This window comes from Arthrobacter terricola (assembly GCF_004354015.1).
GTDB lineage: Bacteria > Actinomycetota > Actinomycetes > Actinomycetales > Micrococcaceae > Arthrobacter > Arthrobacter terricola.
In genome coordinates, this window is record NZ_SMRU01000033.1 from 26,001 (window position 1) to 52,184 (window position 26,184).

Below are 26,184 nucleotides of genomic sequence, written 5' to 3' on the forward strand. Positions count from 1 at the left end.
GCAGCCCCCGTAGAATGGACCGGTGATGCAATCCCCCCTCCCCGTGCGCGACGGCGTCAACGCCACCCGTTTGCGGCTCCCGGACGAGGGGCCCTGGGACACCGCGATGGACTACATGATGCATCGTTGGGGGCACATCGACCCCCAGGGGATCGAAGACCGGTTCGACGCCGGCGAGATCGTCGGCGAGGGCGGTGCGCCTTTGGATCGCAGCACTCCCCTCGATGCGCACACCTTCATTTGGTACTACCGCACGCTCCCGCCCGAAACGCGGATGCCCGTGGAAATCAGCATCCTGCATCAGGATGAGCACCTCCTTGTGGTGGACAAGCCGCACTTCCTGCCCACCACCCCGGGCGGCACCTACATCCAGGAATCGGCACTCGTCCGCCTCCGCAACCAACTGGATCTGCCCGACCTCATCCCGATGCACCGCCTCGACCGCATGACCGCCGGGGTGCTCCTGCTCTCCACCAACCCGGAGACGCGCGGCAAGTACCAGGTCCTTTTCGAAAAGCGGCAGGTTCAGAAAGAGTACGAATGCGTCTCTGCCGCGGCACCCGCGGCGGGCTATCCCGCCGTCGAGTTCCCCGCCGTCGTCCGCAACCGCATGACGAAATCGCGCAGCTACCTCCTCGCCGAAGTACTCGACGGCGAACCCAATGCGGAGACCCGCATCGAGCGCCTGCGCACCTTCGGAGGAAAGCACGACGGCGGCCCGGGCGAAGGTGCCGACGGTCGCCGCGCGCTATACCGGCTTGAGCCGCACACCGGCAAGACCCACCAACTGCGCGTGCACATGGCATCGCTCGGACTGGGGATCGTGAATGACGCGTTCTACCCGGATCTCCTGGACAAGGCACCGGACGACTACTCCAAGCCCCTTCAATTGCTGGCCCGCGGGATCCGTTTCGTGGACCCGGTCAGCAAGCGCGAGGTCGAATACCGCAGTGGGCTCGAATTGAGCGAAGCCCGGCCCGCCTGAGCACGTCCAGCGCGTCCCTAGCCTCCGTTCCAGCCGCGCATATAGGCTCGGAGTGCCGGCCCGGATCCCACGGGCGGTGTTCGGTCTCGCGAAAAGGAACCCCATGGCCCACGCTGAAAACGAAGTCACGATCAACCGCCCCGCACGCGATGTCTACGCCTTCCTGGCCGATGGATTGAACAACAAGTTGTGGCGTCCAGGGGTGCAAGAGGTCGCGCTTGCCAGCGGAGAAGCCGGCACCAAGGGCGCTGTGTATTCCCAGACCATGTCGGGCCCCGGCGGCCGTTCGATTGCCGGCGATTATGAAATCACGGTGGCCGAGCCGGAGAAGCTGATCGAATTCCACGTCATTGCCGGACCCGCGCGTCCTACCGGAACCTTCACCTTGCGCGAGAACGACGGCGCCACCACGCTGCGCTTCGCCCTGGACCTCCAGCCCAAGGGCCTCATGAAGCTCATGGGATCCATGATCGCGAAAACCATGGAATCGGAGGTTGGGCAGCTTGGCACGCTGAAGAGCGTGCTGGAGGAATCCCGCGCCTAAGTTCCAGGCCGGCCAGGCCGGCCAGGCCCGTCAGGCCCCGGAAACGTCGCGGAACACGGTCGTCATTTCGGGACTGAACAGGACAAATTCGACGAGTTCCAGCGCAGGGGAACCGTCGGCGCCAAAGTTCCGGACGACGTCGAACGCTACTGTGGCGACCTCGCGCGCGTCCCAACCATAGATGCCGGCGCTGATCGCGGGGAAGGCTACAGACCGCGCTCCGAGGGACTCAGCCACGGCGAGGCTCTCGCGGAAGCACGAAGCCAGGAGCCCGGGATCGGTTTGCCCTGCGTGCCGGTTGGGACCGACCGTGTGGATCACCCACCGGGAAGGCAAGTTGAATCCCGGAGTGGCGACGGCCCGGCCCACAGGCAAGCCGCCCGGGTACTCTTTGCGCACCTCCCGGCACGCTGCGAGCAACTCCGGACCGGCCGCTCGATGGATGGCACCGTCGACTCCGCCGCCGCCCATCAAGGACGAGTTCGCGGCGTTGACTATGGCGTCGACGTCGCGCGTTGTGATGTCACCTTGCAGGATCTCGAGCCGCATGGCGCCAGTCTTCCACGGCGCCGCAGGGAATGCACCAAAAATGGAGTAGGTTGTGGCCATGGACGCCACCGCCACGGAAGGGTGGGGAGCCGCGATCTACGCGTGGATTTTCCCCATGGTGATCGGCGACGCCGTCTTTCCGCCCATCCCGTCCGAGATGTTGGTGATCACCGGTGGCGCACTGGCCGCGGAGGGCCGGGTCAACCTGCTGCTGTTGGGTTTGATGACCGCGGTGGCTTCCTGCCTGGGCGACCTCCTGGTTTTCCAGCTCTTCAAGCGCCGGCTCTCACATGTGCTGGATCGATGGGACTGGGGACGCAAAGTCCACCAAGGCATCCATCGAACCATCGCGAAGGCGGGCCGCTCGTCTACCTACGGTGCGATCATCGGCGCGCGCTTCGTCCCCGGAGGGCGTCTCGCAGCGTCGGCCGCTGCAGGAATCGCCGAGGTTTCGACCCGCGGCTTCAGTCTGTGCGCCGCTTTGGGAGGCGTCTTGTGGGCGGCATGGCAGGCCGGGCTGGGCTACTTTGCCGGTTCCACGACGGGGCTTCCGTTTTGGGCGAGCTCCCTGATCGGCGTGGGCGTCGGCTTGCTGATCGGCGTCGTGCTCGGCGTGATCGTGACGCGCCGCCGGGGCAACCGCTCGCCAGTCGACGAGCCTCTCGACGAGGCTGGCGACTAGATCGGCGCCCACTTGCCGCGGCTGCGGCGCAGCACGTATAGGCTTCCGGTCAGCGCTACGCGTTCGACGGCGTCGCGCATCATCGCTGCCGACTGGCGCGCCTCGCTGTTCTCGCCCGGGTAGTCGCGTGCCTCGACGAGGAATCGGAGGCTGATCTGGGGAACCCCGCCGACAATGTCCAACTGGTTGGATTCCACGTGGTGCCGGGTTTCCAAAGCCTCCACCGCTGCGGCCATCACCGACTCCGGCGGGTTGCCCGGTTTCAGGCCGGCGATCTTCAACTTGGTCTGAAACGAAGGCATCCCTCAACCCTAACGCCGGCGCGCCCTAGCCCGTGTTGCGCAGGCCTGCGGCGACTCCGTTGACTGTGATGAGCATGGCCCTCTGGAGCCGTTCGTCGATCTCCGCGCCGGAAATCGAGGCTTCACGGACGCGGCGCAAAAGCTCCACCTGAAGGTAGCTGATGGGGTCGAGGTATTGGTCGCGGATTTCGAGGGAACGCTTGAGCGTCGGCTGGGCTTCGAGGAGCTCGGTTTCGCCGCTCAGGAGCTCAACTTCGGCAACAGTGAGTTCGTACTCGGCACGGATCGCCTTGAACAAGCGGTGCAGTTCCTCGGGAACCAAGGAGGACACGTAGTGCCCGGCGATGTCCATGTCCGTCTTGGCGAGGGTCATCTCCACGTTGGAAATCACGGACTGGAAGAAGTGCCATTTCTCCATCATTTCGACCAGTTCCGCCGTGTTGCCGGCCTCGCGGGCGGCCTTCAGGCCCGAGCCCACGCCGAACCAGCCGGGAACGATCTGCCGCGATTGCGTCCAACCGAAAACCCACGGAATGGCGCGGAGGCCGCCGAGTCCGGCGCCGGAATCCGGGCGCTTGGACGGCCTGGAGCCGATGTTCAACGATCCGAGCTGCTCCACCGGGGTCGACGCCAGGAAGTACGCGGGGAGGTCGGGATCGTCGATCAGCGAGCGGTACTGGGCGAACGCGGCGTCGGAGATGATTTCCATGACCTGTCCGTAGCGTTCGCGCTCGTCGTCGGACGTCCGCGGCGCCCGGTGCAGGGCCGAACCCTGCATCACGGCGGCGAGGGAGAGCTCGAGGTTCTCGCGGGCGAGTTCCGGGAGGGAGTACTTGTCCGAGATGACTTCGCCCTGTTCGGTGAACTTGATGGCGCCTTCGAGGACGCCGTTGGGCTGGGCCATGATGGCGTCGTAGGTGGGTCCGCCGCCACGGCCAACGGAACCACCACGGCCGTGGAACAAGCGGACGCTCACGCCGTGCTTCGCGGCGACGTCACGCAGCTTGCGCTGGGTCTTGTGGATTTCCCATTGGCTGGTCATGACGCCGGATTCCTTGTTGGAGTCCGAGTAACCGAGCATGATTTCCTGGACGTCGCCGCGCAGCCGCACCAGCTCCCGGTAGGAAGGATCCGAGAGCAGCAGGTCCACGATTTCGGCCGAAGCGCGCAGTTCCTCCACGGTTTCCAGGAGCGGCGCGAAACCGATCTTGGCGTAGGGGGCCGCGCCAAACAGGTCGATCAGCCCGGCTTCGCGCGCCAGGACGGCAGCGGCCAGGACGTCGTCCGCGCCGCGCGTCATGGAGATGATGTAGGTTTCGACGACGTCCGGACCGTAGGTCTGGAGGGCTTGGCGGATGGAACGGAAGACGTCGTACGTGCGGTCGCCGTCGCCGTCGAGCTTGATGGGGTGGCCGGACAGCGGACGGCGCGAGGCCAGTTCCCTGCCCAGGAGCTCGAAGCGCGCCTCGCGGCTCAACTCACCGTAGGGAGTGCCGGCGCCGATCCGGTCAACCAGCTGCCCGACGGCGTCGTGGTGGTAGTCGGCGTGCTCGCGGATGTCGAGGGTGGCCAGGTGCAGCCCGAAGGACGCGATCGCGCGGCGGACGCGCGACATGGCGCCGTCGGCCACCAGCACGGCGGAGTGCTTGCGCAACGAGTCTTCCAACAAATCCAGTTCCGCCAACAGCTCCGATGTGGAGGCGTAGTCGCGGCCGGGTTCGTGGTGCTTGGCGGCGGACACGCGCCGGCCCGTGTTGATGAGCTTGGCCTTGATGCAGGTCAGCTTGAGGCGGTACGGCTCCTGGGCGTTGAGCTCCAGGATGCGCTTGTCCAGGCCGGGGAGGTTCTTGAGGTCGACGTCGATCGAGTCCAGGAGCTCCTGCTCCGCGTCCACAAGGGCGGTGGAGTTGGAGAGGATGGAGATGAGTTCGTCGATCATCGCGATGCTGATCCGCACGGCATGCTGGTTTTGAAGCTGCAGGATTTCGCGCGTGACCGATGCCGTGACGTTCGGGTTGCCGTCGCGGTCTCCACCGATCCAGGAACCGAAACGAACGGGAGCGTTGTGCGCGGGCAGGACGACGCCACGTTCACCGAGCAGTTCGGATAGGTCCGTGAGCATTTCCGGCATGGCGTCGGTGAGGATGCTGCTCAGGTAGTAGATGGCGTTGCGGGCCTCGTCAACCGGTGTGGGACGCACCTGGCGGAGCTCATCCGTCTGCCACATCTGGTCGATGATCTCGGAGAGCTGGCGGTCCTGCCGGCGGCGGGCTGACGTGCCCTCAACCGTGGTTTCGGCCAGGACATCGGACAGCTTGCGGATCTTGTCCAACACCGAGCGGCGCGACGCCTCGGTGGGGTGCGCGGTGAAGATGGGGCGGACGTCGAGCTCGTTCACGACGTCCTGGAGGGCCGCAGTTCCGGCTTCGTCCGCGATCTCGGCGACTGCCTTGGCCAGCCAGCCGTCCTTTTCCTGGCGGGTGCGCAATCCGCGGACGCGGTGCACTTGCTCGGCGGCGTTCGCGAGGTGGAAGTAGAATGCGAAGGCACGGACCAGTTCCGTGGCTTCCTCAAGCGGCAGGGAGGCGAGCAACTCGCGGACCTGGGCGACGACGTCGTGCGCGCTCCACGGACCGGTAGCGTCAGCGCCGCCGCGGGCGGCTTCCTTCGACTCCTTGGTGAGCAAGCGGACCTGCTCCACGAGGCGCAGCAGCTCGGGCCCGTGTTGGCGGACCAGGGACTCCCCCAACAGCGTGGAGACCCGGCGGACGTCGGCCCGCAGTTCCGCGGCGAGGTCGGTGCTCAGATGTGCAGTGTGAACCATGAAAAATACCTTCTGGCGTTGGAGTGGCCCGTACACTGCGCTGGATACTGTGAGCCTGCTTACTAATATTTCCAAGAAAATCCTACCCACAGCCATTCCGATGGTGGCAATCTGTCTCAGATATTGACGCCCCGACTTGGAGGAACCATGAGCACAACAGCCCCCGCACCCAAGGCCCAGGTGGAACGCTGGGAGCGCTTCCGCAACGGACGCAACTCCGCACTCGCAGCCGACCATGGCTGGCTGACGCTCACTTCCTTCCAGTGGCTCGAATCGGAACCCGCCGCCGTCGAACTCGTCCCGGGGCTCTGGTCAACAGACGGCACGACGGCGACGCTCACCGCGAGCGCGGCGGCCGGGCTCACGCTCGTGGGCACCGGGACTCCCGTGGATGGCACGATTTCGGCCACCCTCCAGGACGAGGAATCGCTCATGTGGGTGCAATTCGGTGGTGCGGACGGCACGCAGGTGGTGGTTGAACTCGCCATGCGCGCGGACAAATATGCCATCCGCACGAGGGACAACGGCTCAGCAGTACTGACGGAGTTCGACGCCGTTCCCACCTACGAGTACAACCCGGACTGGGTGCTGGAGGGCCGTTTCGAGGCCTACCCCGAGCCTGTGGATGTACCGATCGGGACGGCCAATCCCTTGGTGGACGGCGTTCACCGATCCGTGGGCGAAGTAGTCTTCCGCGTTCCGGGGCTCCCCCACGAGGTCCGGCTGCATGCGGAGGCCGAGAAGCTCGGCGCCCTCAACGTCACATTCCACGACGAGACCAACGGCAACACTACGGACGAATGGCGCAAACTTGGTGTGGCTCGGCCCCGGCAGGATGGCTCGGTAGTGCTCGATTTCAACCGTGCCATCAACTACCCCAGCGCCTTCACCCCGTACGGCACATGCCCCATGCCGGTAGCGGGCAATTCGATCGACGTTGCGGTTGAGGCCGGGGAGAAGCTGCCGGTCGGGCGGATCGTGTAGTTCGGGAGCCGGTTAAACGATCGCCGAAACCCCCGTCACGGCCCGGCCGACGATGAGCGAGTTGATTTCGTAGGAGCCTTCGTAGGTGTAGATCGCCTCGGAATCGGCGAAGATCTTGGCCATCCTGTAGTCGGTCACGATCCCGTTTCCGCCCAGGATGGACCTGCCCATCGCTACGGTCTCGCGCATCCGGGCGCTGCAATAGGACTTGGCCAGTGCCACTTGGGCCATATTGGCACCCCTGTGCCGCACGCCGTTGCTGTCCGTGTACAAGTCTTCCTGCAACTGCGCGATCCGCACCATCATGCCCATGCTGGCCACGGCGTTTCCGAGCATGTCCACCAGTTGCTGCTGGATAAGCTGGAACTTCGCCAAGGGACGGCCGAACTGCGTCCGTTCGAGCGCGTATTGCCGTGCGACGTCGAACGCTGCCAGTTGTTGGCCGACGCTCTGCCACGCGACCATGAGCCGGGAGCCGCGCAGCAAGTGGTTGGTGTCGGTGAAACTGTCGATACCGGCAAAGCGGTCCGACTCCGCGATCTTCACGTCCTTCAACACGATGTTGGCGTTTTGGACAGTGCGCAGGGCGATCTTGTTCTCGATCTTGGTCCGGGTCACTCCGGGCAGGCTCGCGTCCACGATGAACCCCCGGATTAAGCCGTTGGCTTCGTCCTTGGCCCAGACAAGCATGTGGTCGCAGAACGTCCCGTTGCCGATCCAGCGCTTGGCGCCGTTGAGCACCCAGTGGTCGCCTCCGTCGTCGGCTCCTCCGGCCACGCGCCGAGCCACCGTCTGGAGGCCGCCGGCCACATCTGAACCGTGATCAGGTTCGGTCAGCGCGAAAGCGCCGGTGGTCCGCAGGTTGGAGGCGTCGTCAAGGTAGCGGTCCTGCTGCTCCTTGGAGCCGAACTCGTACAGTGCTTCGACAAAGAGGTCGTGGTGGACCATGAAGAACGTTGCGATGGAGGTGTCCACCCGGGTCATCTCGGCGATCACGAGCCCGGCGAACAGGTTGCTGTACCCACGGTGGGTCGGGGTGCTCAGGCGAAGCGCGGCGAGTTTCGGCAGGATATGCGATGGGAATTCGGCCTTGTCCCACCAATCCTTGGCGTAGGGGGCGATCTCCGTGGCGAGGAATTCCCGGAGCTCGTTGAGCTTGCGTTGTTCCTGGACGCTGAGGAGGGACTCGAAATCGAAGAAATCTGCCCCCGGCAAAGAGTCGGCCAAAGAGTCACGCAGTGCGCTCACTTCGGCGCCATCCGGATGGCGCCGTCGAGGCGGATGGTTTCGCCGTTGAGCATGGCGTTTTCCACGATGTGCGCCACGAGGTTCGCGTATTCGGCGGGGCGGCCGAGGCGGGCGGGGTGCGGCACTTGCCGGCCGAGCGAATCCTGCGCTTCCTGCGGCAGGCCCGCGAGCATGGGGGTTTCGAAGATTCCGGGGGCGATGGCCACCACCCGCACCAGCGAGCGCGCAAGTTCGCGCGCCAAGGGCAGGGTCATCGCTGCCACGGCTCCCTTGGAGGCGGCATAGGCTGGCTGGCCGATCTGGCCATCGAAGGCCGCAACGGAAGCCGTGTTGATGATGACTCCGCGCTCCGCTCCCCCGATTTCCGTGGTTGCCGGCTCCGTCTGGATCATGGCGGCCGCCGCGAGGCGGATCACGTTGAAGGTCCCCACGAGGTTGATCTGGATGACCCTGTTGAAGTCCTCCAAGGGCAGGACTCCGTCCCTTCCAAGCACCTTGCCCGGGGTCGCGATGCCTGCGCAGTTGACCAAGATCCGCAGGGGCCCCATGGCGACGGCTGCGTCGACGGCGTCCTGGACATGTTCCTCGTTGGTGACGTCGGCCGGGACGAAGACCGCTTTCCCGGCGGCTCCCAAGGAATTCAGTTCGGCGGCGAAGGCCTCTCCGTGGGACGAGGGGAGGTCGAGCAGCACCACGGAGGCACCGGCGTCGAGCAATCTTCTGGCCGTCGCGGCACCGAGCCCGGAAGCCCCTCCCGTAATCAATGCCACTGTGCCCTTGATGTCCATCCATCCTCCTTGATGCAGAACTTCGTACTCAGCGTGGAACCAAATCCGTTAATGCATGTTAACTGAAACACATCGATTGTGCACGGTAGGCTGGCAGCATGGCCGGCCCCGAAGTCCCTCCAGGCGCCTCCGGAAATCCGGACTGGGCAGGACGCGCCAACCAGGCTGCCCGTTCCGTCACGCGGCATTTCGGGCACCGCCTCCTCTGGCTTCCGGGAACGCACATTGCCGCGCCGCTCCGGCCGTTTCCCTCGCCGTTCGCGCCCTGGAACTACTGGTGGCAAGCGCATTACGTCGATTGCCTCGTCGACGCCGACTCGCGCGAACTCGCCTCCGGTGCAGCGTTCGACGGCGGCAGCCGGCCGAGCGCGGGACGCCTCGCTTCCCGCCTGGTCACCAGCATCCGGCTCCGCAACGGACTGCGCTACGTCAACAGCTACTACGACGACATGGCCTGGCTCGCCCTCGCCGTGCTCCGTCTGGACGCGCTCGCCGCGAAGGCAGGCAAACCGGGCCGCCGCCGCAACGCCCGCATCCAGGAAATCCTCACTCCGCAATTCGAATCAGCCTCCACGGACGACCTCGGCGGAGGAACCTTCTGGAGCACCGCGCGCGACTTCAAGAACACCCCGGCCACAGCGCCGGTAGCTTTGCACTTCGCCCGGACCGGAAACCCCGAACGGGCGCAAGGCTTGCTGGACTGGCTCAACGCGACGCTCATCGACCCCGCCAGCGGGCTATACCTCGACGGCGCCCGCATGCAAGGCGGCAAGCTTGTGATCGCTCCCGAGATCTACACCTATAACCAAGGACCTGTGCTCGGCGTCTTGCTGGAGCTGGGCGGGGACGCGAACCTTGACCGGGCGGCCGGGTTGATCGCGTCGATCGCCACCCATTTGGCGGGCGATGGACATGTCCTCCGCGGGGAAGGAACGGGCGACCGCGGCCTCTTCACCGGGATCCTTGTCCGCTACCTCGCGCTAGCCGCCGCAGACCCACGCCTTCCAGAGCCGTCCCGGGACACCTCCCGGCAGTTGGTGTTCGGGACCGCCGAAGCGCTGTGGACCGGGCGGTACGACGACGGCGAGTGGACCGTTTTCTCGATGGAACCACAGCGGCCGGCCATCGAAACATATCCGCCGGGCACCGCCGTCGAACTCTCAACGCAACTGCAGGCGTGGATGGTGCTGGAAGCCGCGGCGCGGATCGAATGAGGCCTACTCTTATTCCGTGAACCCTGTGCCAAGTCCGATTCCCGTGACGGTGGTGGCCGCGCCCCCGGAGTGGTGGCAAATCGTTAGCGCGCTCAGCCCACTGGCAGTCCTGGTCGCCGCAATCGTCGCGGCCTCCGTCGGCCTCCTGACGCTGCGGCAAAAGGCGAGGTCGGACAACCGGTCCGAATGGTGGCGGCGCGCCCAATGGGCCCTGGACGCTTGCCTGTCCCGCAGCCGCTCCGAGGCCGAAATGGGGCAAAGGGCCATCGACATCCTTGGCCGGAGCGAACTCGCGAGCCACGAGGAACTCGCCCTCCTCAGGGTCGGGACCGAAGACGCGCTCGAGGCAGCCGCGGCGGCCCCGGCACCGCGGACCGTCCAACCGCCTGGGCCTGCTGCCCCGCCAGGCCCTCCTGCCCCGGAGGACCACAGGGTCCAGATCGCCGCGGCCAAGGCGAGGATCACGCTAGACCAGCGGCTCGGCGAAACGACTCCTGACTGGATCGTCGCGTTGTCCCGGGAGAAGCCTGAATAGGCACACTATCCCTCCACAGACGGCTTCTTCTTCTGCGGATGCGGCGTTTCCTGGCGGGCCAGCATCTCAACGAAACCCGCGATCTTCTTGGCCCGGGTCTCCGGCCTTTTCACCGAATTCGTGCGGTAGATCAGGGCATAACGGTTGACCGACGTCAAAACGTCGAACATCGCCTGGGCATCCGGATCAGCAGCAATCGCCGCGGCAAGATCCGCCGGAACCTCCGCGTCCGCCTGGCCAACATAGGCGGCCTCCCAGCGGCCGTCCGCCTTGGCGCTCTCGACGGCGGCTCGTCCCGCCGGGGTCATCCTCCCCTCCGCTTCCAAGCGGGCGATGTGCCCCACGTTCCGCCTGGACCATGGGCTCCTCGGACCGCGGCGGGTCATGCGTTGGAAGACGCTCTCGTCGTCGCGCCTCCTGCCCTGGCCGTCGATCCACCCGAAGCACAAGCACTCATCCAAGGCGGCCGCGTAGTCCAACTCCGTCACGTTGCCGCCCTTCTTGTGCAGCACGAGCCACACACCCGGACTGTCGGCACCGTTCTTTTCGAGCCACGTCCGCCATTCCGCCGCGTCCTTGACGATCAATTCTTCGAGTTCAACAGCCATTGCCCCATTCTGGCTCCCGCTAGGCTGGGACGAAAGTCCCTCTCTGACCGCCGGAGGTTCCATGCTGCGCGTGCGCCCCATCCTTTTCACCGCTGACATCTCCGCCTGGAAACACTTCCTCGAAGCCCTCGGCCTCGTGTGCGTCCAAGACCAGGGCGGCTGGATGGAGTTCGACGCCGGTTCGGGCAGGGTCGCGCTCCACCATTCCCCCACAGGATCGCCCGACGCCGCTGTTTTCGGTGTCGAGGTCGGCGACCTGGCCGAGTTCGCCCGGCGCACCGTGGCCGACGGAACCCGCGCCGAGCTGATAGATGCCGACCACGGCCAGGCCGTCCGCATCACCGCGCACGACGACTTCACGTTCCTCGCGGACAAGGCGACCAGCCGCACAACGAGCCCTGACGCGGATCCGGCGCTCGCCGTCGTCGGGACCTGGCTTGCCCCGGACGTGCCGCAAGCCGCACGGGACATGCGCAACATCGGGGCGCGGGCACGGAACATGTCCACCGATGAGGCGGACTTTACGTGCAAGAACGGCGGCATCATTCAGGTGCGCCAGTCCGGCACCACCGCTTCCGGTCCGCTCGCTTTCGAGTACGACGGCGACCCCGCAGCACTCGAGGCCCGGCTCGCCGCCGCGGGCCTCACCGCTGCCCGGAACGGCGAGTCGATCAGAGTCCCGGCACCGGGAGGAGCCAGCATCAGCGTGGCTGTCCCGCGCCCGACGCCCGCTCAGCTATGACGGCCATTCCACGAACGCCCGCTCAGATACAGTCGCCAAAAGCGTGGAACCGCAACGGATGCGGTAGAACTTAACCATGAATGTGCGAACCCCCGACCCCTACTCCGGCTGGCTTTCCGACGAAGATCTCTTCGAAGCCCGTGGCCGACTCCCCATGGTCTACGTTGAAGCCGTTCCCGTCCGCCTGGATCCGCTCGGCTTCGTCAACGAGGTAGGTACGCTGCTGCAAGGCGACGCCGACGGCAGCATGGTTCGTTCCTTCGTCTCGGGTCGGGTGCTCTACCGCGAAACCATCCGCGCCGCCTTGTTGCGCCACATGGAAAAAGACCTCGGCCCTCTGGCGTTCCCCCAGCTCCCGGTCAGCCCCGTGCCGTTCACGGTGGCAGAATACTTCCCGGCGCCGTCGCAGACCGGCTTCACCGACGACCGCCAACACGCCGTGTCCCTCGTCTACGTCATTCCCGTGACGGGCGAGTGCGATCCTCGCCAAGACGCCCTCGAGCTGACCTGGATGACCCCGCAGGAAATCCTCAGCGACGACGTCCAGCAAGAATTCACCGGGGGTCGCGGCAACCTGGTACGGCAAGCCCTGGCGTTCGCCGGCGTCGGACAATAGGGCGATAGGGGCGTCGGCATCCCCCACTTGCGGCGCGGGGTTGCATAGACTGTTGGGCGGACCCCAAGAGAACCAAAGGATTTCCGATGACTCACAGCCCAGCCCACCAGCAATACCGTGAACTGCAGGCTGGGGCCCTGCAAATCGGGGACTTCCTGTACCTCCCCGGTGAGGGGCCGGCAGAGGAAATCGCGCACATCGAGTTCGAACACGACGATTTCGACGTGCCGGCCCTCGTCGTCGCGACCACGGTGGACGGCGCGAGCGTGCGGATCGGGGTCGGTTCCATAGTGCCGGTCGGGGATGCGGCCGTCGTTCCTCTGAATCCGGTCTTCGACGACGTTACCCCCGACGACGGCGACGACTCCGCCGAGCCGGTTCCCGCCGTCGTCGTACCACCGCTGCCCGCGACGGCGCCGACCGTCAGCCCGTCCGCAGGGCCCACCGCCGAGCAACTTGCCCTCATTCCCGAACCCGGCAATACGCCCGAGAACCTCGTCGCGGCGGCGGCCACGGCACACCCGGGACGCAACGGCGTGGCGGTGCTGAGCGAAAGGCTCGTTAAGGGAATCAACACGAAATCCGGCAGTTGCCTACGGGATCTCAGCGACCTCGCGCACGACCTCTTCATCGAGTTGCGGGACCCGGAAAACGCCCTGGCCCTCGCCGACATCCTCAACGTCCTCCCGTTCGACGGGAACCGCGACCGGTGGATGTCCGTCGAACGGTCGCTCGCGCTCTCCAGTTTGATCTGCCGGGAACTCGGCCAGACCGATCGCGGCGACGTCTACGACCAGCTCCTGCGGGCACCCGAAGGACTCGAGACCGATCCGTTCAAGGCCCGGATTGCCGCGAAAGTCCGTCAACGCGGGCTGAACGAACCGAACCTTTACGACAAGGAAATCTTCCGCTCCATCGACAACGGCAACCGCGACGCCGAACGCGAATGGCGCCTTCTCCGGCTGGAAGCCCTCATGTTCCTGCGCTCGCACGGCGGTTCGGACACCATCAGCCTTGACGAACTCGACAACCGGATCCACAACGAACTCGAGGCAGTCCGCGGATAGCTCTGTCCTGCCCGTCCCAACGGCGGTAGATTCGTGCCCATGACGAACAATCTGAGCGTTGTGATTAATGCAGACGCGCAGCAAGTTTGGACGATGCTGCGCGAACCGTCGCTCGTGGCCCAATGGCACGGTTGGGAAACCGATGAACTGGGCGACGAAATCAACCAAATCTACTTCAGCAACGACGTTGTCGAAGGCCCCGACCACACAAGCCTCACCGTGAATGGCGGGGACGTTTTCGAGCTCACCCCCGTCAGCGGCGGCACGGAAGTCCGGGTGACGCGTGCCGCCCTGGACCACGATTCCGAATGGGCCGCCTGGGACGAGGACATCACCCAGGGCTGGCTGACATTCCTTCACCAGCTCCGTTTCACCCTTGAACACCATCCGCATGGCCACCGGCGCACGCATTTTGTTTCCGTGCCCGGCGGCGGGTCCGGGATCCAGAAGCTCGGCCTGTCGGAGCTGCCCGCTCCCGGGGAGGAATACTCGTTGACCTTGACGACCGGTGAGACGATTTCGGGCAAGGTCTGGTGCCGGAGCAACCACCAGGTGGGCCTCACGGTGCACAGCTACGCGGAGCACGGAGACGGGCTCCTGATCGTGGCGGACCAGCCCGTGATTCCAGAGAAAAGGCCCGACGGCGGCACCATGATAATCGCTACGACCTACGACCTGGGTGCCGCGGACCTGGAATCCATCCGCAGCCACTGGGCCAGCTGGAAAGCCGAGAACTCCCCCGCGGAGGTGCCTTCGCACTGACGACCCGGGCTTTACGGCTGGATCCGGGCTTTAGGGCTGGCAGACTGTAACGGTGCCAGCCGATACGTTCACGCCCGATTCCAGCCCGTACGATTCCATGCCGCCCCGCCTCGATGCCGGCCTTCCATCGGCCGGGTTTTCGTTCGAGGTGGGCACGCGGCTCACTGAAACGTGTCCGCCGTCGTCCGCACTCGTGGACGCCAACGGGGGCGACTTCCTCGGCCGCACGGGAACCATCAATACGCCGCACGGCACCATCCAGACGCCCGCGTTCATCGCCGTCGGGACCAAAGCGACCGTCAAGGCCGTGCTGCCTGAGTCCTTGAAGGAACTCGGCGCGCAAGCCCTGCTGGCGAACGCCTACCACTTGTACCTTCAGCCCGGACCCGAAATCCTCGACGCGGCGGGCGGGCTCGGCGCGTTCATGAACTGGGACGGCCCCACCTTCACCGATTCCGGCGGTTTCCAAGTGATGAGCCTTGGCTCGGGATTCAAGAAGGTCATCGATATGACTTCGGTGGACACCTCCGGGCCGGACGACGCCGTGGCTCCCGGCAAGGAGCGGCTCGCGCACGTGGACGAGGAGGGGGTCTGGTTCAAATCGCACCTCAACGGCGACCGTCACCGGTTTTCGCCGGAAATCTCCATGCGGGTGCAGCATCAGATCGGGGCGGACATCATGTTCGCCTTCGACGAATTGACCACGCTGCAAAACTCGCGCGGCTACCAAGAGGAATCCCTCGAGCGGACGCGACGCTGGGCCGAGCGCTGCGTCGTCGAGCATGAACGCCTGACCGCGTCCCGCGTGGGGAAGCCGTACCAGGCCCTTTTTGGGGTCATCCAAGGCGCCCAGTACGAGGACCTACGACGCAAAGCCTGCCGCGACCTCGGCGGGATGCCGTTCGACGGGTTCGGCATCGGCGGGGCGCTGGAGAAGGAGAACCTTGGCACGATTGTGCGGTGGTGCAACGAAGAGCTCCCCGAGAACAAGCCTCGGCACCTCCTGGGCATCTCCGAGCCGGACGACATCTTCACGGCCATCGAAAACGGGGCCGACACCTTCGATTGCGTCTCACCCACCCGGGTTGCCCGAAACTCCGCGTTCTACACTCCCTCCGGCCGGTTCAACCTCTCCGGAGCGCGCTACAAGTCCGACTTCGGGCCACTCTATGACGGTTGCGATTGCTACACATGCGCCAACTATTCGCGGGCTTACATCCACCACTTGTACAAAGCCCACGAAATAGTCTCGGCCACGCTCATTTCCATCCACAACGAACGCTTCGTGGTGAAGATGGTGGACGACGCCCGCTTGGCTATTGAGTCCGGGGACTTCTTCGAGCTCAAGGCCGAGACCCTGGGGCGGTACTACTCGTAGCTCCCCGTCGAAATCGCTGGAACGGTGCCCGTTCGCCGGAGCCTTCGGGCGATCTGGCGTCGTTCCGGCGAACTCGGGTTTTCCACATAGGCGAGCAAGTGGCTTCCGCGGCCCTAGGTCACCAGCGAGGCTGGATCAATGACGCCTTCCCAGCCACCTTCGCTCCCTGAAAAGGGAGACCTCTGGCGCACCGATCAACTCCACGCATACGGCCTCAATTCCCGTGCAATCCTGCTGCTGGTGCGTCACGGCAAGCTTGTCCGGCTACGATACGGCTGCTACATCCGCGGCACGATCTGGGAGAAGCAATCCGCGTCGGTCCGCAGCAGGCAGCTGATACACGCGCATGCGCACGGAACGCTCACGACGTCGGCGGGAGACTTCGCATATAGCCACACCTCGGCAGCGCGGCTCCACCGCCTCTTCCTCTGGAATGTTGACGACCTCATCCACATCCTGCTGCGGGTCCGGCCGTCCAGCGAGCGCCTTGGCAAGGACGTTCGCGGACACACCAGGCCTTTCGACGAGACGGACATCGTGACAATCGGGAGCTTACGGGTCACGTCCTTGGAGCGGACGGCAGTGGATTGCGGCATGCTGCTGAGCTACAAGCACGCGCTGGTGCTCATGGACCATGCGCTCAGGCTTGGCGCTGATCGTGGGCTATTGCAGGCCATGGCTGACGCGTTGGATGGCCGACGCGGCGTCAGGTACCTTCGAAAAGCCTTGCTCAACGCCGATCCGCGATCCGAGTCGGCCGGCGAAACCTTGTGCCGCGAACTCATCTCGCGGCTGAAGTTGCCCATGCCTGAACCGCAAGTCAAGGTGCTGAGCCGGGCAGGTCGGCATCGGATGGACTTTGCCTGGCGGGAGGCAAAGGTCGCATTGGAATTCGATGGCGAAACCAAGTACTTCGATTTCAAGCCAACCGCCAAGGTGATCTTCGAGGAGCGACGCCGGGAGAAGGCCCTTATCGAGGACGGTTGGCGTTTCGTCCGTGTGGAGTGGAAGCAACTCTTTCGCGAGCAGGAATTCAAGAACCGAGTGCTGAATGCGCTCCGTCGATAGACCACCGCCGTCGAAATCGCTGGAATGCGCCCGGGTCGCCGAAAGGTTCGGGCGAGCCGGCACCATTCCAGCGAACTCGCGCCTGCGAAGCCCTCAGGGGCGGTCCGCGGTGGTCACGCCGATCACCAAGAGCACCAGGTTCAGGACCACCGCCGGCATCACCAAGGGCTCCGGGGCATTGAACAGCATTCCCAGGGCCAAGGGAACCAAGGCGGAGAGGCACAAAACGTAGCCTCGGATCCTCGTGCCCAACATCGCGGGGCCGCTCCTGCCCAGCTGCATGAGGTACACGAGCTTGGTCAGGTCTTCCTGTTGACGGAAGGCACGGCGCAGCATTCCCGCTCCGAGGCCACCACCTGCGGCAGCGCCCAGGACCATGAGTTCGGCATGGAAACCGCCAGCCAGCACGAAAAATCCGGCAGCCGCCGTCGTCCATATCCCCATGAGCACCACCGGGAGCGTGGCGTGGATCCAGCGCGAGGTCGTCCTGGAGATGGGCAGGAGGGCGTCGAGGCTCGGGGCCATGCGCAACTGCCACAGCGGGCCCGCGATCGCTGTGGAGGAGAAGACCGCCGCGGCCAGCAATACCGGGAGCAAGACAATGGGCGAACCAAAGGTCCGGACCAACCCGACCAATGGAACGACGGCGAGACCCAGGACCCAGCGCCACAACCTTGCGGGCTGTCGTACGAGGACCGTCGCTTCGGCGTGCAACAACGCGCCGGCCGGTGTGGTGGGCACTCCGGGGAGCTTGGCCCTGCTGCGTTTGCCACCGCTGGAGAGGGACGCACTCAACTCGCCTGTGTCCATCAGGGTCAGCGCAGCTTGGACATGTCCCCTGGCAGCCCCGGCCTTGAGCAGCGACGAGGTCCGAACATTGGACAGCTTGTTTCGCATGCCCACGGCTGTCGCGATCAGGACCGCTGCAGGGGCAATGGCAAAAAGCCACGATCCTTCGAGCGTTCCGAACAGCAAGGCGCCAAGTCCGGCCGCGAGCACCGCTGCGACGGTTGTGATGGCTCGGCCTTGCTGCCGACCGGGCGTGCGGGCTGGCAACGCCGACAAACGGGACTGCGCGAACGCGGCCAAGGAAAGGATCGCGGCACCGGTGAGCGCACCCGCGAAAATCTGTCCGGCGAGCACTCCTGCGCTCGAACCACGCACAATCGCGACCGGCACGGTTGCAAGGCCACCGACCACAGCCGCGGCGCCCATCGCCCGACGCAGGCCCCGGGCCAAGAGAGGTTCGCGGTCAATCGCGAGTGAGTACCACCAATGGCGTTGGTTCGCCGTAATGGCCAAAGGCCCGAGTCGTCCGGCGACCCAGAACGCTGCGAGGCCGAGGAGCGCGAACGTGGCCCCAAGGCCGTATTCAACCGGAACTACTCCGTAACCCTCGCGGAGAAGATGGCCTCCAAAGCCGTGGTTCGCGGCAGCGGTAAGACCGTTGAGCAAACCGGTCGCGTAGATCAGGGCAACGCCGAATGTCAGGAACTGCACATAGAGTTCGCCGAGCCGTGACCACAGCGATTGACCACGCGGGCGGATGACCCGTCGCGTGGCACGCTCGGGGTCGAAGCTCACTGTCTCCAAGGAAGCCACGGCTGCGCTGGACATGCTCACTGGCGGATCCTCGCAACTGCGGCGTCGGTATCGACCAGGCGCGCACCGCCGTCGTCGACTATGACCGCTGAGGTGCAGGACGCCCGGGCGACGTCGGCATCATGGGTGACCAGTACGACGGCGGCACCCGCCTTCGCGGTGCGGGCGATCCGCTGCGCGAGCAAGCCGCGCATGCGGGTGTCGAGCCGCTGCTCGGGTTCGTCCAGGACAAGGAGATCGAACGGCCGGATAAATGCTGAAGCCAAGAGGAGCTTGCGGCGTTGGCCGGAGGAAAGCTGGTCCGGAAAGGCGTCTGCCACGGGATGGAGCTCGAAGAAATCGATCTCTCCCTCCACAGCTTTGTCCGGGTTGGCCAGTCCGTGCCCGCGCGCCACGAGCGAGAGGTGCTCGCGGACCGTGAGCGAGTCGAAGTAGGCGTCCTCGTCCAACAGCACCGAAACCCGACGACGGAACAGGGCCGAGCGGTCGTCGGGCAACAACCCCAAAACGTGGGAATCGCCGTCGACCGCGGCCTGGGCGCCGATCATCGTTCGGAGCAGGGTTGATTTTCCGGCGCCGTTTTCCCCCACCATCCCGAGCACTTGGCCGGGGAAAACTTCGACGTCGAGCGGGCCGCATACTGCGTGCTCGCCATAACCTGCAACAAGATTCTCGGCCGTCAACACGGCAGTCCTCGGGCTCATGGTTCGAAACTACCGGACTTCCTTGCGATTCCCATGGGACTCGTGGGCCGACGCCCGCGCCATCGGTGCAAGAATTGGTGAGGCTCCGCGGTTTCCCAGCGGGTCCACCCTCCAGTGCTAATACAGCGGGGCATCGTGATCACTCCGGCGCCTGCGCGAACCACTACGAATGGACAACCGATGACCTCGCCCCTAGAACCCCAAACCGCGACGAAACCCGCGCCCCGTTTCGCCTCGATCGGCTCGCCCTATTTCGGCATCATGCTGGCCATCATGGCCGTGGTGTTGATCCTGTCCAATATCGGCGCGTCAAAGGGCGTGGCGTTCGGTCCCATCATTACTGACGGCGGCTTCTTCCTCTTCCCGCTCGCCTACATCCTCGGCGACGTCATGAGCGAGATCTACGGCTTCAAGGTTGCCCGCAAGGCCATCATCACCTCGTTCGCACTCTCCGCGTTTGCCTCGCTGTGCTACTGGATCATCATCGCTCTGCCCGGCTTCACCGACGATTACGGCACCGCCAAGCAGGCCGCCATCGAAGGTGCGCTCGGACCGGTTCCGCAAATCGTCCTCGCATCCTTGCTCGCGTTCCTCGCCGGACAGACCATCAATTCCCTGATCCTGGTCAAGATGAAAGCCCGCTCCGGCGAAAAAACGCTGTGGGCCCGGCTCATGGGTTCCTCCGGAGTGGGCGAATTCGTCGACACCCTCATCTTCTGCAGCATTGCGGCTTCGGTCATCGGCATCACGGACTTCGCCGGCTTCGTCAATTACGTCCTGGTCGGCTTCGTCTACAAGGTCGCGGTGCAATACGTCCTGGTTCCGGTGACATCGTTGGTGATCGGTTGGATCAAGAAGCGCGAACCCAGCTACTGGGCCTGAGCTGGCCACTACTGACAATCGTCGTGCGCGGGCGTACGGTACAGCCATGCGCCGCGATGACCTTGAACACGCGATCCGGGCTGCCGCCGAAGTAATTCATGAGGACCGGGTGATCGTGCTTGGCAGCCAATCCATTCTTGGTTCCTACACCGAGGAGCAACTGCCCGCATCGATTGTCACGTCCGACGCCGTGGACATCGCCCCGTTTTCCGATGACGAGGCGGGCTCCCTGGCGGACAGCATCGATGCCGCCCTGGGCGAATGGTCCCCGTTCCATAAGGAGTTCGGCTTCTACATCCAAGCCGCCGAAAGGGAAACGGCTGTGCTCCCGGCGGACTGGGACTACCGGCTGGTAGGGGTGCGCAGCGAACGGACCCGCAACAGCACCGGACTTTGCCTCGATCCGTACGATCTCTGCGCCGCGAAACTCATTGCCGGACGGCCGACCGACCACGCCTTCGTCGTGGCCCTCATCGAATCATCGCTCATCGTTCCTTCCGAACTGGTTGCGAGGATCAGGCTCATCGATCCGGCGGAACCTCGCCGCGACGCTGCCCTGTCATGGGCGATGTCGGTCGGCCGGTAGCGCACCGGCTGCTACCGCGAGTGCGCCTCCAAAAACGCGTACACCTCGGTCTCGTCCACGCCGGGGAAGGCGCCCGGAGGCATGGCGGCGAGAAGGTGCGAATGGGCCCGCGCGGACGGCCAGGCGTTGCCGGCCCACGAAGAAGCCAACGACGCCGGCGGGCGCTTGCAGCAGTTCGGGTCGGGGCACGTCGAAGTAGCCCGCGCCGTCGTCTCCCTCCCGCGGAACCACTTCACGTGCTGGTACGGGACCCCGATGCTGAGCGAGAACTCCCCCGCCGCCGAGCGCTCCGTGCGTGCCGTGCACCAATACGTGCCGGACACCGTGTCCGTGTATTGGCTGTAGGCGCTGAACTTGTCCGGGACGTCGAACACGGCCCGCGATGTCCATGCCCTGCACGAAGGCTGTCCCTCGATGGCGCCCGTGTGGTCCTGGGGGAACGCCACGCCGTCGTTCTCGTAGGCCTTGTAGATGATCCCGCTCTGGTGGGTTTTCTGGAAGTGCGTGGTGATCCCCAGGTGCTTCGTGGCGAGGTTCGTGAAGCGGTGAGCCGCGGTTTCGTAGGACACCGCGAAGGCGTCCCGGATGTCCTCGACGGCGATTTCCTTGGCCGCTTTCGCCTTTTGGAGGAACTCGACGGTGGCATGCTCGGGCAGGAGCAGCGCCGCGGCGAAGTAGTTGGTGGCCACGCGCTGCGCCAGGAAATCGCCGTAGTTGCGCGGCGTCTCGTGGCCCAGGACGTAGTGGCCCAAGGCCTGCAGGAGCACCGAACGGGGGTCATGGTCCTGCCGCTGGCTCTGCGTGAGATAAATTCTGCGATTCTTCAAATCGGTCACTGAACGCGTGGAATGGGGCAAATCACCCACATGGTGCAGCGTGAATCCGAGGTTCTCGGCGATGTCCGCGATGACGTGCTGGCTCAACGGTCCGGAGGTGTAGCCGACGCCCTTGAGCACCTTCTGCGCCTCGGCCTCATACTCGGGGAAATAGTTGCCGCGCTCACGCATCATGGCACGCAACTCGCCGTTCGCACGCCGGGCTTCTTCCGGCGTCGCGACCTGCTCGTTGAGCTTGCGTTCAAGCTCCTGCAGGAGCCCCACTTGCGACTCCAGCACGTCGAGCGGAAGCCGCGAACTGATGCGGATTTTGGGCAGGTTCAGCGACTCATACAGGGGTCCGCGCTGGTACCGTTCCAACTCGATTTCGAGGGCGGCGCGGCGGCTGGGCGGCTCGGCCCCGAGCAACTGGTCGATGCCCACGTTCAATGCGGCGGCGAGCTGTTTCAGCAAGCCGAGTTTCGGTTCGCGCTTGCCGTTCTCGATGAGGCTCAACTGGCTGGGAGCGGTCCCGACGGCGGCACTCAAGTCGTCGAGCGTCAGTCCCGCCTGCTTGCGGAGATGGCGCACGCGGCGGCCCAGGCTGATGACGTCCAGTTCGGCGGTGGACGCCGGCGACGGCGGTGGTACTTCGCGGTTCCAGCTCACAGGTGACATTTCTTGAGAATACGCGAAGAAGTGCATTTCTTTCCATGGTTTTCCTCTAGAAAGACCTTTGGAAGTGCTGAAAAGTAATAACCACGGAAACCCCGACCGGACCCGTTGCAAAGGCGCAGCGACGTCCGGCCGGGGTGACAAACCAGAAAACACGCATCAGCAGCGTCGAAGGAGACAGAACAATGACCGCAGCATTTGAACCAGCGCAGCCCACGTCCGCTCAGCAGACCGCAACCGAGCAGGCCGCCGCGCTGGAACTCGAATGGGCTGCCAACCCGCGTTGGGAAGGCGTCACCCGCGATTACTCGGCCACCGACGTCGTCCGCCTCCGCGGCCGCGTCTCCGAAGAACACACCCTGGCCCGCCGCGGTTCCGAAAAGCTCTGGAAGCAGCTCACCGAGGAAGCACCCACAGGCGGATACACCAACGCGCTCGGCGCCCTCACCGGAAACCAGGCCGTCCAGCAGGTCAAGGCCGGCCTGCGCGCCATCTACCTTTCCGGCTGGCAGGTCGCGGCCGATGCGAACAACTCCGGCCACACCTACCCGGACCAGTCGCTCTACCCGGCCAACTCGGTCCCCACCGTTGTCCGCCGCATCAACAACGCCCTGCTGCGCGCGGACCAGATCGAGTTTTCCGAGGGCATCCAGAGTGTCGGGGACTGGCTGGTCCCGATCGTCGCCGACGCCGAAGCAGGTTTCGGCGGCCCGCTGAACGCCTACGAACTCATGAAATCCATGATCCAGGCCGGCGCCGCGGGCGTGCACTGGGAAGACCAGCTCGCCTCGGAAAAGAAGTGCGGCCACCTCGGCGGCAAGGTCCTCATCCCCACGCAGCAGCACATCCGCACGCTGAACGCCGCCCGCCTGGCAGCCGACGTCGCCGGCACCCCGACCGTCGTCATCGCCCGCACCGACGCCGAGGCAGCAACGCTGATCACCTCCGACGTCGACGAGCGGGACCAGCAGTTCATCACCGGCGAACGCACCGCTGAAGGTTTCTACAAGGTCCGCAACGGCATCGAACCCTGCATCGCCCGCGCCAAGGCCTACGCCCCGTACTCCGACCTCATCTGGATGGAAACGGGCACCCCGGACCTGGAACTGGCCCGCAAGTTCGCCGAATCCGTCAAGGCCGATTTCCCGGACCAGATGCTTTCCTACAACTGCTCGCCGTCCTTCAACTGGAAGAAGCACCTCGACGACGCCACGATTGCCAAGTTCCAGCGCGAACTCGGCGCCATGGGCTTCACGTTCCAGTTCATCACCCTGGCCGGCTTCCACGCTCTGAACTACTCGATGTTCGACCTCGCCCACGGCTACGCCCGCGAAGGCATGAGCGCCTACGTCGAACTCCAGGAAAAGGAATTCGCCTCCGAATCCCGCGGCTACACCGCAACCAAGCACCAGCGCGAAGTCGGCACCGGCTACTTCGACGACATCGCCACTGCGCTCAACCCGAACGCATCCACCCTGGCCCTGGTGGGATCCACCGAAGAAGGCCAATTCCACTAACCCACTTCCGACGGCGGACCGGGCTTCACCAGCGGTCTGGTCACCAGCGGTCTGGTCACCACCGACCCTGGTCACCGCCGGCCTGCGGACCGGCAATGCTCTGCCTGCTATCCCCATGCCCACCCCATGACCTCGTAGAACTCGGTCGAGGGTGGGCACAGGGCCCCTTTACGCAGGCTGCCGCAATACCGGCCTTCCGGCCTCGAGCGTAAGGCGCCTTTCCGGCAGCCGGGCAAGGTGATCCGGAAGCGTGCGTAAAGGGGCCCTGTCACCGTCCTCGGCCGAGCTTTGCGAGGCCTTAGGACGGAGATGGGGATAGCACGCGGAGGATTGCCTTGTCCGGCACCCAACCCGGCACCCGCACCCTCGGCCCATCAGGCACCTAGCCGCAGCCCGCCGTCGAACCTTTGCTTCTCTTGAGGAGAGATTGACATGAACAGCTTCACTGACAATTACACGATCAATGGCATCACGCTGACCGCACAACCTATTCACCGGCAGAACGAGGTTTTGACTCCGGACGCACTCGATTTCGTAGCGAAGCTGCACCGCGCGACGGCGGAGCGCCGCCAGGAGCTCATGCAGGCCCGGCACGGGCGCCGCAACCAGATCGCGTCCGGGCAGGATCCGCGGTTCCTCCCGGAGACGGCGGACATCCGCAATGACCCGAGCTGGCGCGTCGCTCCCCCGGCTCCGGGTTTGGAGGACCGCCGGGTGGAGATCACCGGGCCGGTTGACCGGAAGATGACCATCAACGCGCTCAATTCGGGCGCCAAGGTGTGGCTGGCCGACATGGAAGACTCCTCGACCCCGACCTGGCGCAACGTGATCCAGGGGCAGTTGAACCTGACGGATGCGCTGGAGCGCCGGATCGACTTCACTTCGCCTGAGGGCAAGGAATACAAGCTCAAGGCCGCCGAGGAACTGCCCACCATCGTGGTTCGGCCCCGGGGTTGGCACCTGCCTGAGAAGCACATGCTCATCGACGGCAAGCCCGTGGCCGGCGGCGTGGTGGACTTCGGCTTGTTCTTCTTCCACAACGCCCGCCGCCTGCTGGCACAGGGCAAGGGCCCGTACTTCTACCTGCCCAAGATCGAGAACCACCTCGAGGCACGGCTGTGGAACGACATCTTCGTCCTGGCGCAGGACCTGCTCGGAATCCCGCAGGGAACCATCCGCGCCACGGTGCTGATCGAGACCATCACGGCCGCGTTCGAGATGGAGGAGATCTTGTTCGAGCTGCGGGACCACGCCGCTGGCCTGAACGCCGGACGCTGGGACTACATCTTCTCGGTCATCAAGAACTTCCGCACCCGCGGTCCGCGTTTCGTGCTCCCTGACCGCGCCCAGGTGTCCATGACCCAGCCGTTCATGCGTTCCTACACCGAGCAGTTGGTCCGGGCCTGCCACCGCCGCGGCGCCATGGCGATCGGCGGCATGGCCGCGGCTGTCCCGAACCGCAAGGACGAGGCCGCCAACACGGCAGCATTCGAGAAGGTCCGCGCGGACAAGACCCGTGAAGCCGGCGACGGTTTCGACGGTTCCTGGGTGGCGCACCCGGACCTGGTCCCGGTCTGCCGCGAGGTGTTCGACGGCGTACTCGGCGACCGCCCGAACCAACTGGACCGCTCACGCGAGGACGTCGTTCCCGACGACCGTGCGCTGATCGACGTCGCTTCCACCACGGGCACCATCACCGAACAGGGCATCCGGAACAACATCGAGGTGGGCATCCGCTACATCGAATCCTGGCTGCGGGGCAACGGTGCAGTGGCCATCCACAACCTCATGGAAGACGCGGCCACCGCGGAGATCTCCCGCTCGCAGCTGTGGCAGTGGATCCACGCGCACGCCATCACCGAGCACGGCGACATCATCACCCGGGAATGGATCAACGAACTGCTGGACGAGGAATTCGCCCGCCTTGAACGCTTTGACGACGACCGCTTCAACGATGCCCGCAGCATCTTCGAGGAAGTCACCCTCGCCGCGGAATTCCCCACCTTCCTGACCATCCCGGCCTACGCCCGCTACCTGACCGAAGCCCGCGAAGAAGCCACCAAGGAAGAACTCGTAGCCGCCTGAACAGCCCTACCCAAGAACCCCTCCGCCCGCTGGGCTGCCCGCACTCTTCGCAACAAGTGACCCCGAAGGCCGGGGAGGCAGCCCAGCGACGGAGTTTGTGTACAGGTGAGCCCCCTTAAAACGGGCGGGTTCTAGCGGTCGTTGCAACACCCTGATTTTTGGGAGTTGCAACGACCGTGGTTCGTTCAAGCCGTTATGGGCTGGAAGAGAAGGCTGCTTTCTTCGCGGTGTTTGATCGTTTGCAGAATACGACGGCGGCCGCGAGGGAATGCGGGATCAATCCGGTGACCGGAGCATCCTGGGTCCGGAAGGCCGGGTTGAAAGGCCGGGGAAAACGGGGAGCCGGCCCTCACCCGGGGCGTGAGGAGTTCTTCCGGTTACGGTCCTCCGGGACGTCCCGGAAGGAGGCTGCTGCACGTGTC

25 protein-coding genes are annotated in these 26,184 nt (G+C 65.0%); 16 read left to right on the top strand and 9 right to left on the bottom strand.

Going from position 1 to position 26,184, the window contains the following annotated elements:
- Positions 1-25: 25 nt before the first annotated feature.
- Positions 26-985 (top strand): RluA family pseudouridine synthase, encoded by a 960-nt coding sequence (locus tag E1809_RS21750; protein ID WP_133206359.1) that lies wholly within the window; start codon positions 26-28, stop codon positions 983-985.
- 103 nt (positions 986-1,088) lie between these two features.
- Positions 1,089-1,529 (top strand): SRPBCC family protein, encoded by a 441-nt coding sequence (locus E1809_RS21755; protein WP_133206332.1) that lies wholly within the window; start codon positions 1,089-1,091, stop codon positions 1,527-1,529.
- A gap of 30 nt (positions 1,530-1,559) precedes the next feature.
- Here the strand turns inward: E1809_RS21755 and E1809_RS21760 are convergent, their stop codons facing one another.
- Positions 1,560-2,078: an O-acetyl-ADP-ribose deacetylase gene (locus tag E1809_RS21760; RefSeq protein WP_133206333.1), complete on the bottom strand. Its 519-nt coding sequence runs from the start codon at positions 2,076-2,078 to the stop codon at positions 1,560-1,562.
- A gap of 58 nt (positions 2,079-2,136) precedes the next feature.
- On the opposite strand from E1809_RS21760, the gene E1809_RS21765 reads away from it, so the two are divergent.
- The gene (locus E1809_RS21765; protein ID WP_133206334.1) at positions 2,137-2,760 is read left to right on the top strand and encodes a DedA family protein; all 624 of its coding nucleotides are present in this window, start codon (positions 2,137-2,139) and stop codon (positions 2,758-2,760) included.
- Here E1809_RS21765 and E1809_RS21770 read toward each other — a convergent pair.
- Both E1809_RS21770 and ppc read right to left on the bottom strand, forming a co-directional pair.
- A complete protein-coding gene (locus tag E1809_RS21770; protein ID WP_133206335.1) occupies positions 2,757-3,062 on the bottom strand; it encodes a hypothetical protein in 306 nt (101 codons plus the stop codon). The genes E1809_RS21765 and E1809_RS21770 overlap by 4 nt on opposite strands.
- 25 nt (positions 3,063-3,087) lie before the next feature.
- Positions 3,088-5,886 carry a phosphoenolpyruvate carboxylase gene (ppc, locus tag E1809_RS21775; RefSeq protein WP_133206336.1) on the bottom strand — a complete coding sequence of 933 codons (2,799 nt, stop codon included), beginning with the start codon at positions 5,884-5,886 and terminating at the stop codon, positions 3,088-3,090.
- A 147-nt stretch (positions 5,887-6,033) separates the two neighbouring features.
- Between ppc and E1809_RS21780 the strand changes: the two genes are divergently transcribed.
- The gene (locus E1809_RS21780; protein WP_133206337.1) at positions 6,034-6,870 is read left to right on the top strand and encodes a DUF1684 domain-containing protein; all 837 of its coding nucleotides are present in this window, start codon (positions 6,034-6,036) and stop codon (positions 6,868-6,870) included.
- A 12-nt stretch (positions 6,871-6,882) separates the two neighbouring features.
- Here the strand turns inward: E1809_RS21780 and E1809_RS21785 are convergent, their stop codons facing one another.
- Positions 6,883-8,118 (bottom strand): acyl-CoA dehydrogenase family protein, encoded by a 1,236-nt coding sequence (locus tag E1809_RS21785; RefSeq protein WP_235835721.1) that lies wholly within the window; start codon positions 8,116-8,118, stop codon positions 6,883-6,885.
- Complete coding sequence (locus E1809_RS21790) at positions 8,115-8,906, bottom strand: 3-hydroxyacyl-CoA dehydrogenase (protein ID WP_133206338.1); 792 nt, start codon at positions 8,904-8,906, stop codon at positions 8,115-8,117. Before E1809_RS21790 ends, E1809_RS21785 begins: the two co-directional genes overlap by 4 nt.
- A gap of 98 nt (positions 8,907-9,004) precedes the next feature.
- Here E1809_RS21790 and E1809_RS21795 point away from each other — a divergent pair, with 98 nt between their 5' ends.
- Together E1809_RS21795 and E1809_RS21800 are read left to right on the top strand one after the other, a co-directional pair.
- Entirely contained in the window at positions 9,005-10,120 is a 1,116-nt protein-coding gene (locus tag E1809_RS21795; protein ID WP_133206339.1) for a glycoside hydrolase family 76 protein, read from the top strand.
- Positions 10,121-10,136: 16 nt separating this feature from the next.
- Positions 10,137-10,655, top strand: coding sequence for a hypothetical protein (locus E1809_RS21800; protein WP_133206340.1), 519 nt, complete (start codon positions 10,137-10,139; stop codon positions 10,653-10,655).
- A 5-nt stretch (positions 10,656-10,660) separates the two neighbouring features.
- Here E1809_RS21800 and E1809_RS21805 read toward each other — a convergent pair whose 3' ends face one another.
- The gene (locus E1809_RS21805) at positions 10,661-11,263 is read right to left on the bottom strand and encodes a YdeI/OmpD-associated family protein (protein WP_133206341.1); all 603 of its coding nucleotides are present in this window, start codon (positions 11,261-11,263) and stop codon (positions 10,661-10,663) included.
- A gap of 61 nt (positions 11,264-11,324) precedes the next feature.
- On the opposite strand from E1809_RS21805, the gene E1809_RS21810 reads away from it, so the two are divergent.
- The 6 genes from E1809_RS21810 (at position 11,325) to E1809_RS21835 (ending at position 16,896) form a co-directional block, all read left to right on the top strand.
- Positions 11,325-12,005: a VOC family protein gene (locus E1809_RS21810; RefSeq protein ID WP_133206342.1), complete on the top strand. Its 681-nt coding sequence runs from the start codon at positions 11,325-11,327 to the stop codon at positions 12,003-12,005.
- A 76-nt stretch (positions 12,006-12,081) separates the two neighbouring features.
- Positions 12,082-12,621 (top strand): NUDIX hydrolase family protein, encoded by a 540-nt coding sequence (locus E1809_RS21815; protein WP_133206343.1) that lies wholly within the window; start codon positions 12,082-12,084, stop codon positions 12,619-12,621.
- Positions 12,622-12,707: 86 nt separating this feature from the next.
- On the top strand, positions 12,708-13,688 hold the full coding sequence (locus E1809_RS21820; protein ID WP_133206344.1) for a DUF6707 family protein: 981 nt from the start codon (positions 12,708-12,710) through the stop codon (positions 13,686-13,688).
- Between the two features lie 39 nt (positions 13,689-13,727).
- Positions 13,728-14,450: an SRPBCC family protein gene (locus E1809_RS21825; protein WP_133206345.1), complete on the top strand. Its 723-nt coding sequence runs from the start codon at positions 13,728-13,730 to the stop codon at positions 14,448-14,450.
- Between the two features lie 97 nt (positions 14,451-14,547).
- Positions 14,548-15,828: a tRNA guanosine(34) transglycosylase Tgt gene (tgt, locus tag E1809_RS21830; RefSeq protein ID WP_205754296.1), complete on the top strand. Its 1,281-nt coding sequence runs from the start codon at positions 14,548-14,550 to the stop codon at positions 15,826-15,828.
- 138 nt (positions 15,829-15,966) lie between these two features.
- The gene (locus tag E1809_RS21835; protein ID WP_133206347.1) at positions 15,967-16,896 is read left to right on the top strand and encodes a type IV toxin-antitoxin system AbiEi family antitoxin domain-containing protein; all 930 of its coding nucleotides are present in this window, start codon (positions 15,967-15,969) and stop codon (positions 16,894-16,896) included.
- A gap of 93 nt (positions 16,897-16,989) precedes the next feature.
- On the opposite strand, the gene E1809_RS21840 is transcribed toward E1809_RS21835, so the two are convergent.
- Positions 16,990-18,513 carry a DUF6297 family protein gene (locus tag E1809_RS21840; RefSeq protein WP_235835722.1) on the bottom strand — a complete coding sequence of 508 codons (1,524 nt, stop codon included), beginning with the start codon at positions 18,511-18,513 and terminating at the stop codon, positions 16,990-16,992.
- Positions 18,514-18,515: 2 nt separating this feature from the next.
- Positions 18,516-19,202, bottom strand: a complete 687-nt coding sequence (locus E1809_RS21845) for an ABC transporter ATP-binding protein (RefSeq protein ID WP_133206349.1) — start codon at positions 19,200-19,202, stop codon at positions 18,516-18,518.
- A 180-nt stretch (positions 19,203-19,382) separates the two neighbouring features.
- Between E1809_RS21845 and E1809_RS21850 the strand changes: the two genes are divergently transcribed.
- Both E1809_RS21850 and E1809_RS21855 read left to right on the top strand, forming a co-directional pair.
- Complete coding sequence (locus tag E1809_RS21850) at positions 19,383-20,084, top strand: queuosine precursor transporter (protein WP_133206350.1); 702 nt, start codon at positions 19,383-19,385, stop codon at positions 20,082-20,084.
- A gap of 46 nt (positions 20,085-20,130) precedes the next feature.
- Entirely contained in the window at positions 20,131-20,670 is a 540-nt protein-coding gene (locus tag E1809_RS21855) for a DUF6036 family nucleotidyltransferase (protein WP_133206351.1), read from the top strand.
- 11 nt (positions 20,671-20,681) lie between these two features.
- On the opposite strand, the gene E1809_RS21860 is transcribed toward E1809_RS21855, so the two are convergent.
- Complete coding sequence (locus E1809_RS21860; RefSeq protein WP_133206352.1) at positions 20,682-22,190, bottom strand: XRE family transcriptional regulator; 1,509 nt, start codon at positions 22,188-22,190, stop codon at positions 20,682-20,684.
- Between the two features lie 155 nt (positions 22,191-22,345).
- Between E1809_RS21860 and aceA the strand changes: the two genes are divergently transcribed.
- Both aceA and aceB read left to right on the top strand, forming a co-directional pair.
- Positions 22,346-23,677: an isocitrate lyase gene (gene aceA / locus E1809_RS21865; RefSeq protein WP_133206353.1), complete on the top strand. Its 1,332-nt coding sequence runs from the start codon at positions 22,346-22,348 to the stop codon at positions 23,675-23,677.
- 432 nt (positions 23,678-24,109) lie between these two features.
- Positions 24,110-25,762 (top strand): malate synthase A, encoded by a 1,653-nt coding sequence (aceB, locus tag E1809_RS21870; RefSeq protein ID WP_133206354.1) that lies wholly within the window; start codon positions 24,110-24,112, stop codon positions 25,760-25,762.
- Positions 25,763-26,184: the final 422 nt, after the last annotated feature.

Coding starts and splice junctions, on each gene's coding strand:
- E1809_RS21750 (WP_133206359.1), top strand. CDS start 26: ATGCAATCCCCCCTCCCCGTGCGCGACGGCGTCAACGCCACCCGTTTG.
- E1809_RS21755 (WP_133206332.1), top strand. CDS start 1,089: ATGGCCCACGCTGAAAACGAAGTCACGATCAACCGCCCCGCACGCGAT.
- E1809_RS21760 (WP_133206333.1), bottom strand. CDS start 2,078: ATGCGGCTCGAGATCCTGCAAGGTGACATCACAACGCGCGACGTCGAC.
- E1809_RS21765 (WP_133206334.1), top strand. CDS start 2,137: ATGGACGCCACCGCCACGGAAGGGTGGGGAGCCGCGATCTACGCGTGG.
- E1809_RS21770 (WP_133206335.1), bottom strand. CDS start 3,062: ATGCCTTCGTTTCAGACCAAGTTGAAGATCGCCGGCCTGAAACCGGGC.
- ppc (WP_133206336.1), bottom strand. CDS start 5,886: ATGGTTCACACTGCACATCTGAGCACCGACCTCGCCGCGGAACTGCGG.
- E1809_RS21780 (WP_133206337.1), top strand. CDS start 6,034: ATGAGCACAACAGCCCCCGCACCCAAGGCCCAGGTGGAACGCTGGGAG.
- E1809_RS21790 (WP_133206338.1), bottom strand. CDS start 8,906: ATGGACATCAAGGGCACAGTGGCATTGATTACGGGAGGGGCTTCCGGG.
- E1809_RS21795 (WP_133206339.1), top strand. CDS start 9,005: ATGGCCGGCCCCGAAGTCCCTCCAGGCGCCTCCGGAAATCCGGACTGG.
- E1809_RS21805 (WP_133206341.1), bottom strand. CDS start 11,263: ATGGCTGTTGAACTCGAAGAATTGATCGTCAAGGACGCGGCGGAATGG.
- E1809_RS21810 (WP_133206342.1), top strand. CDS start 11,325: ATGCTGCGCGTGCGCCCCATCCTTTTCACCGCTGACATCTCCGCCTGG.
- E1809_RS21815 (WP_133206343.1), top strand. CDS start 12,082: ATGAATGTGCGAACCCCCGACCCCTACTCCGGCTGGCTTTCCGACGAA.
- E1809_RS21820 (WP_133206344.1), top strand. CDS start 12,708: ATGACTCACAGCCCAGCCCACCAGCAATACCGTGAACTGCAGGCTGGG.
- E1809_RS21825 (WP_133206345.1), top strand. CDS start 13,728: ATGACGAACAATCTGAGCGTTGTGATTAATGCAGACGCGCAGCAAGTT.
- tgt (WP_205754296.1), top strand. CDS start 14,548: ATGCCGCCCCGCCTCGATGCCGGCCTTCCATCGGCCGGGTTTTCGTTC.
- E1809_RS21835 (WP_133206347.1), top strand. CDS start 15,967: ATGACGCCTTCCCAGCCACCTTCGCTCCCTGAAAAGGGAGACCTCTGG.
- E1809_RS21840 (WP_235835722.1), bottom strand. CDS start 18,513: ATGTCCAGCGCAGCCGTGGCTTCCTTGGAGACAGTGAGCTTCGACCCC.
- E1809_RS21845 (WP_133206349.1), bottom strand. CDS start 19,202: ATGAGCCCGAGGACTGCCGTGTTGACGGCCGAGAATCTTGTTGCAGGT.
- E1809_RS21850 (WP_133206350.1), top strand. CDS start 19,383: ATGACCTCGCCCCTAGAACCCCAAACCGCGACGAAACCCGCGCCCCGT.
- E1809_RS21855 (WP_133206351.1), top strand. CDS start 20,131: ATGCGCCGCGATGACCTTGAACACGCGATCCGGGCTGCCGCCGAAGTA.
- E1809_RS21860 (WP_133206352.1), bottom strand. CDS start 22,190: ATGCACTTCTTCGCGTATTCTCAAGAAATGTCACCTGTGAGCTGGAAC.
- aceA (WP_133206353.1), top strand. CDS start 22,346: ATGACCGCAGCATTTGAACCAGCGCAGCCCACGTCCGCTCAGCAGACC.
- aceB (WP_133206354.1), top strand. CDS start 24,110: ATGAACAGCTTCACTGACAATTACACGATCAATGGCATCACGCTGACC.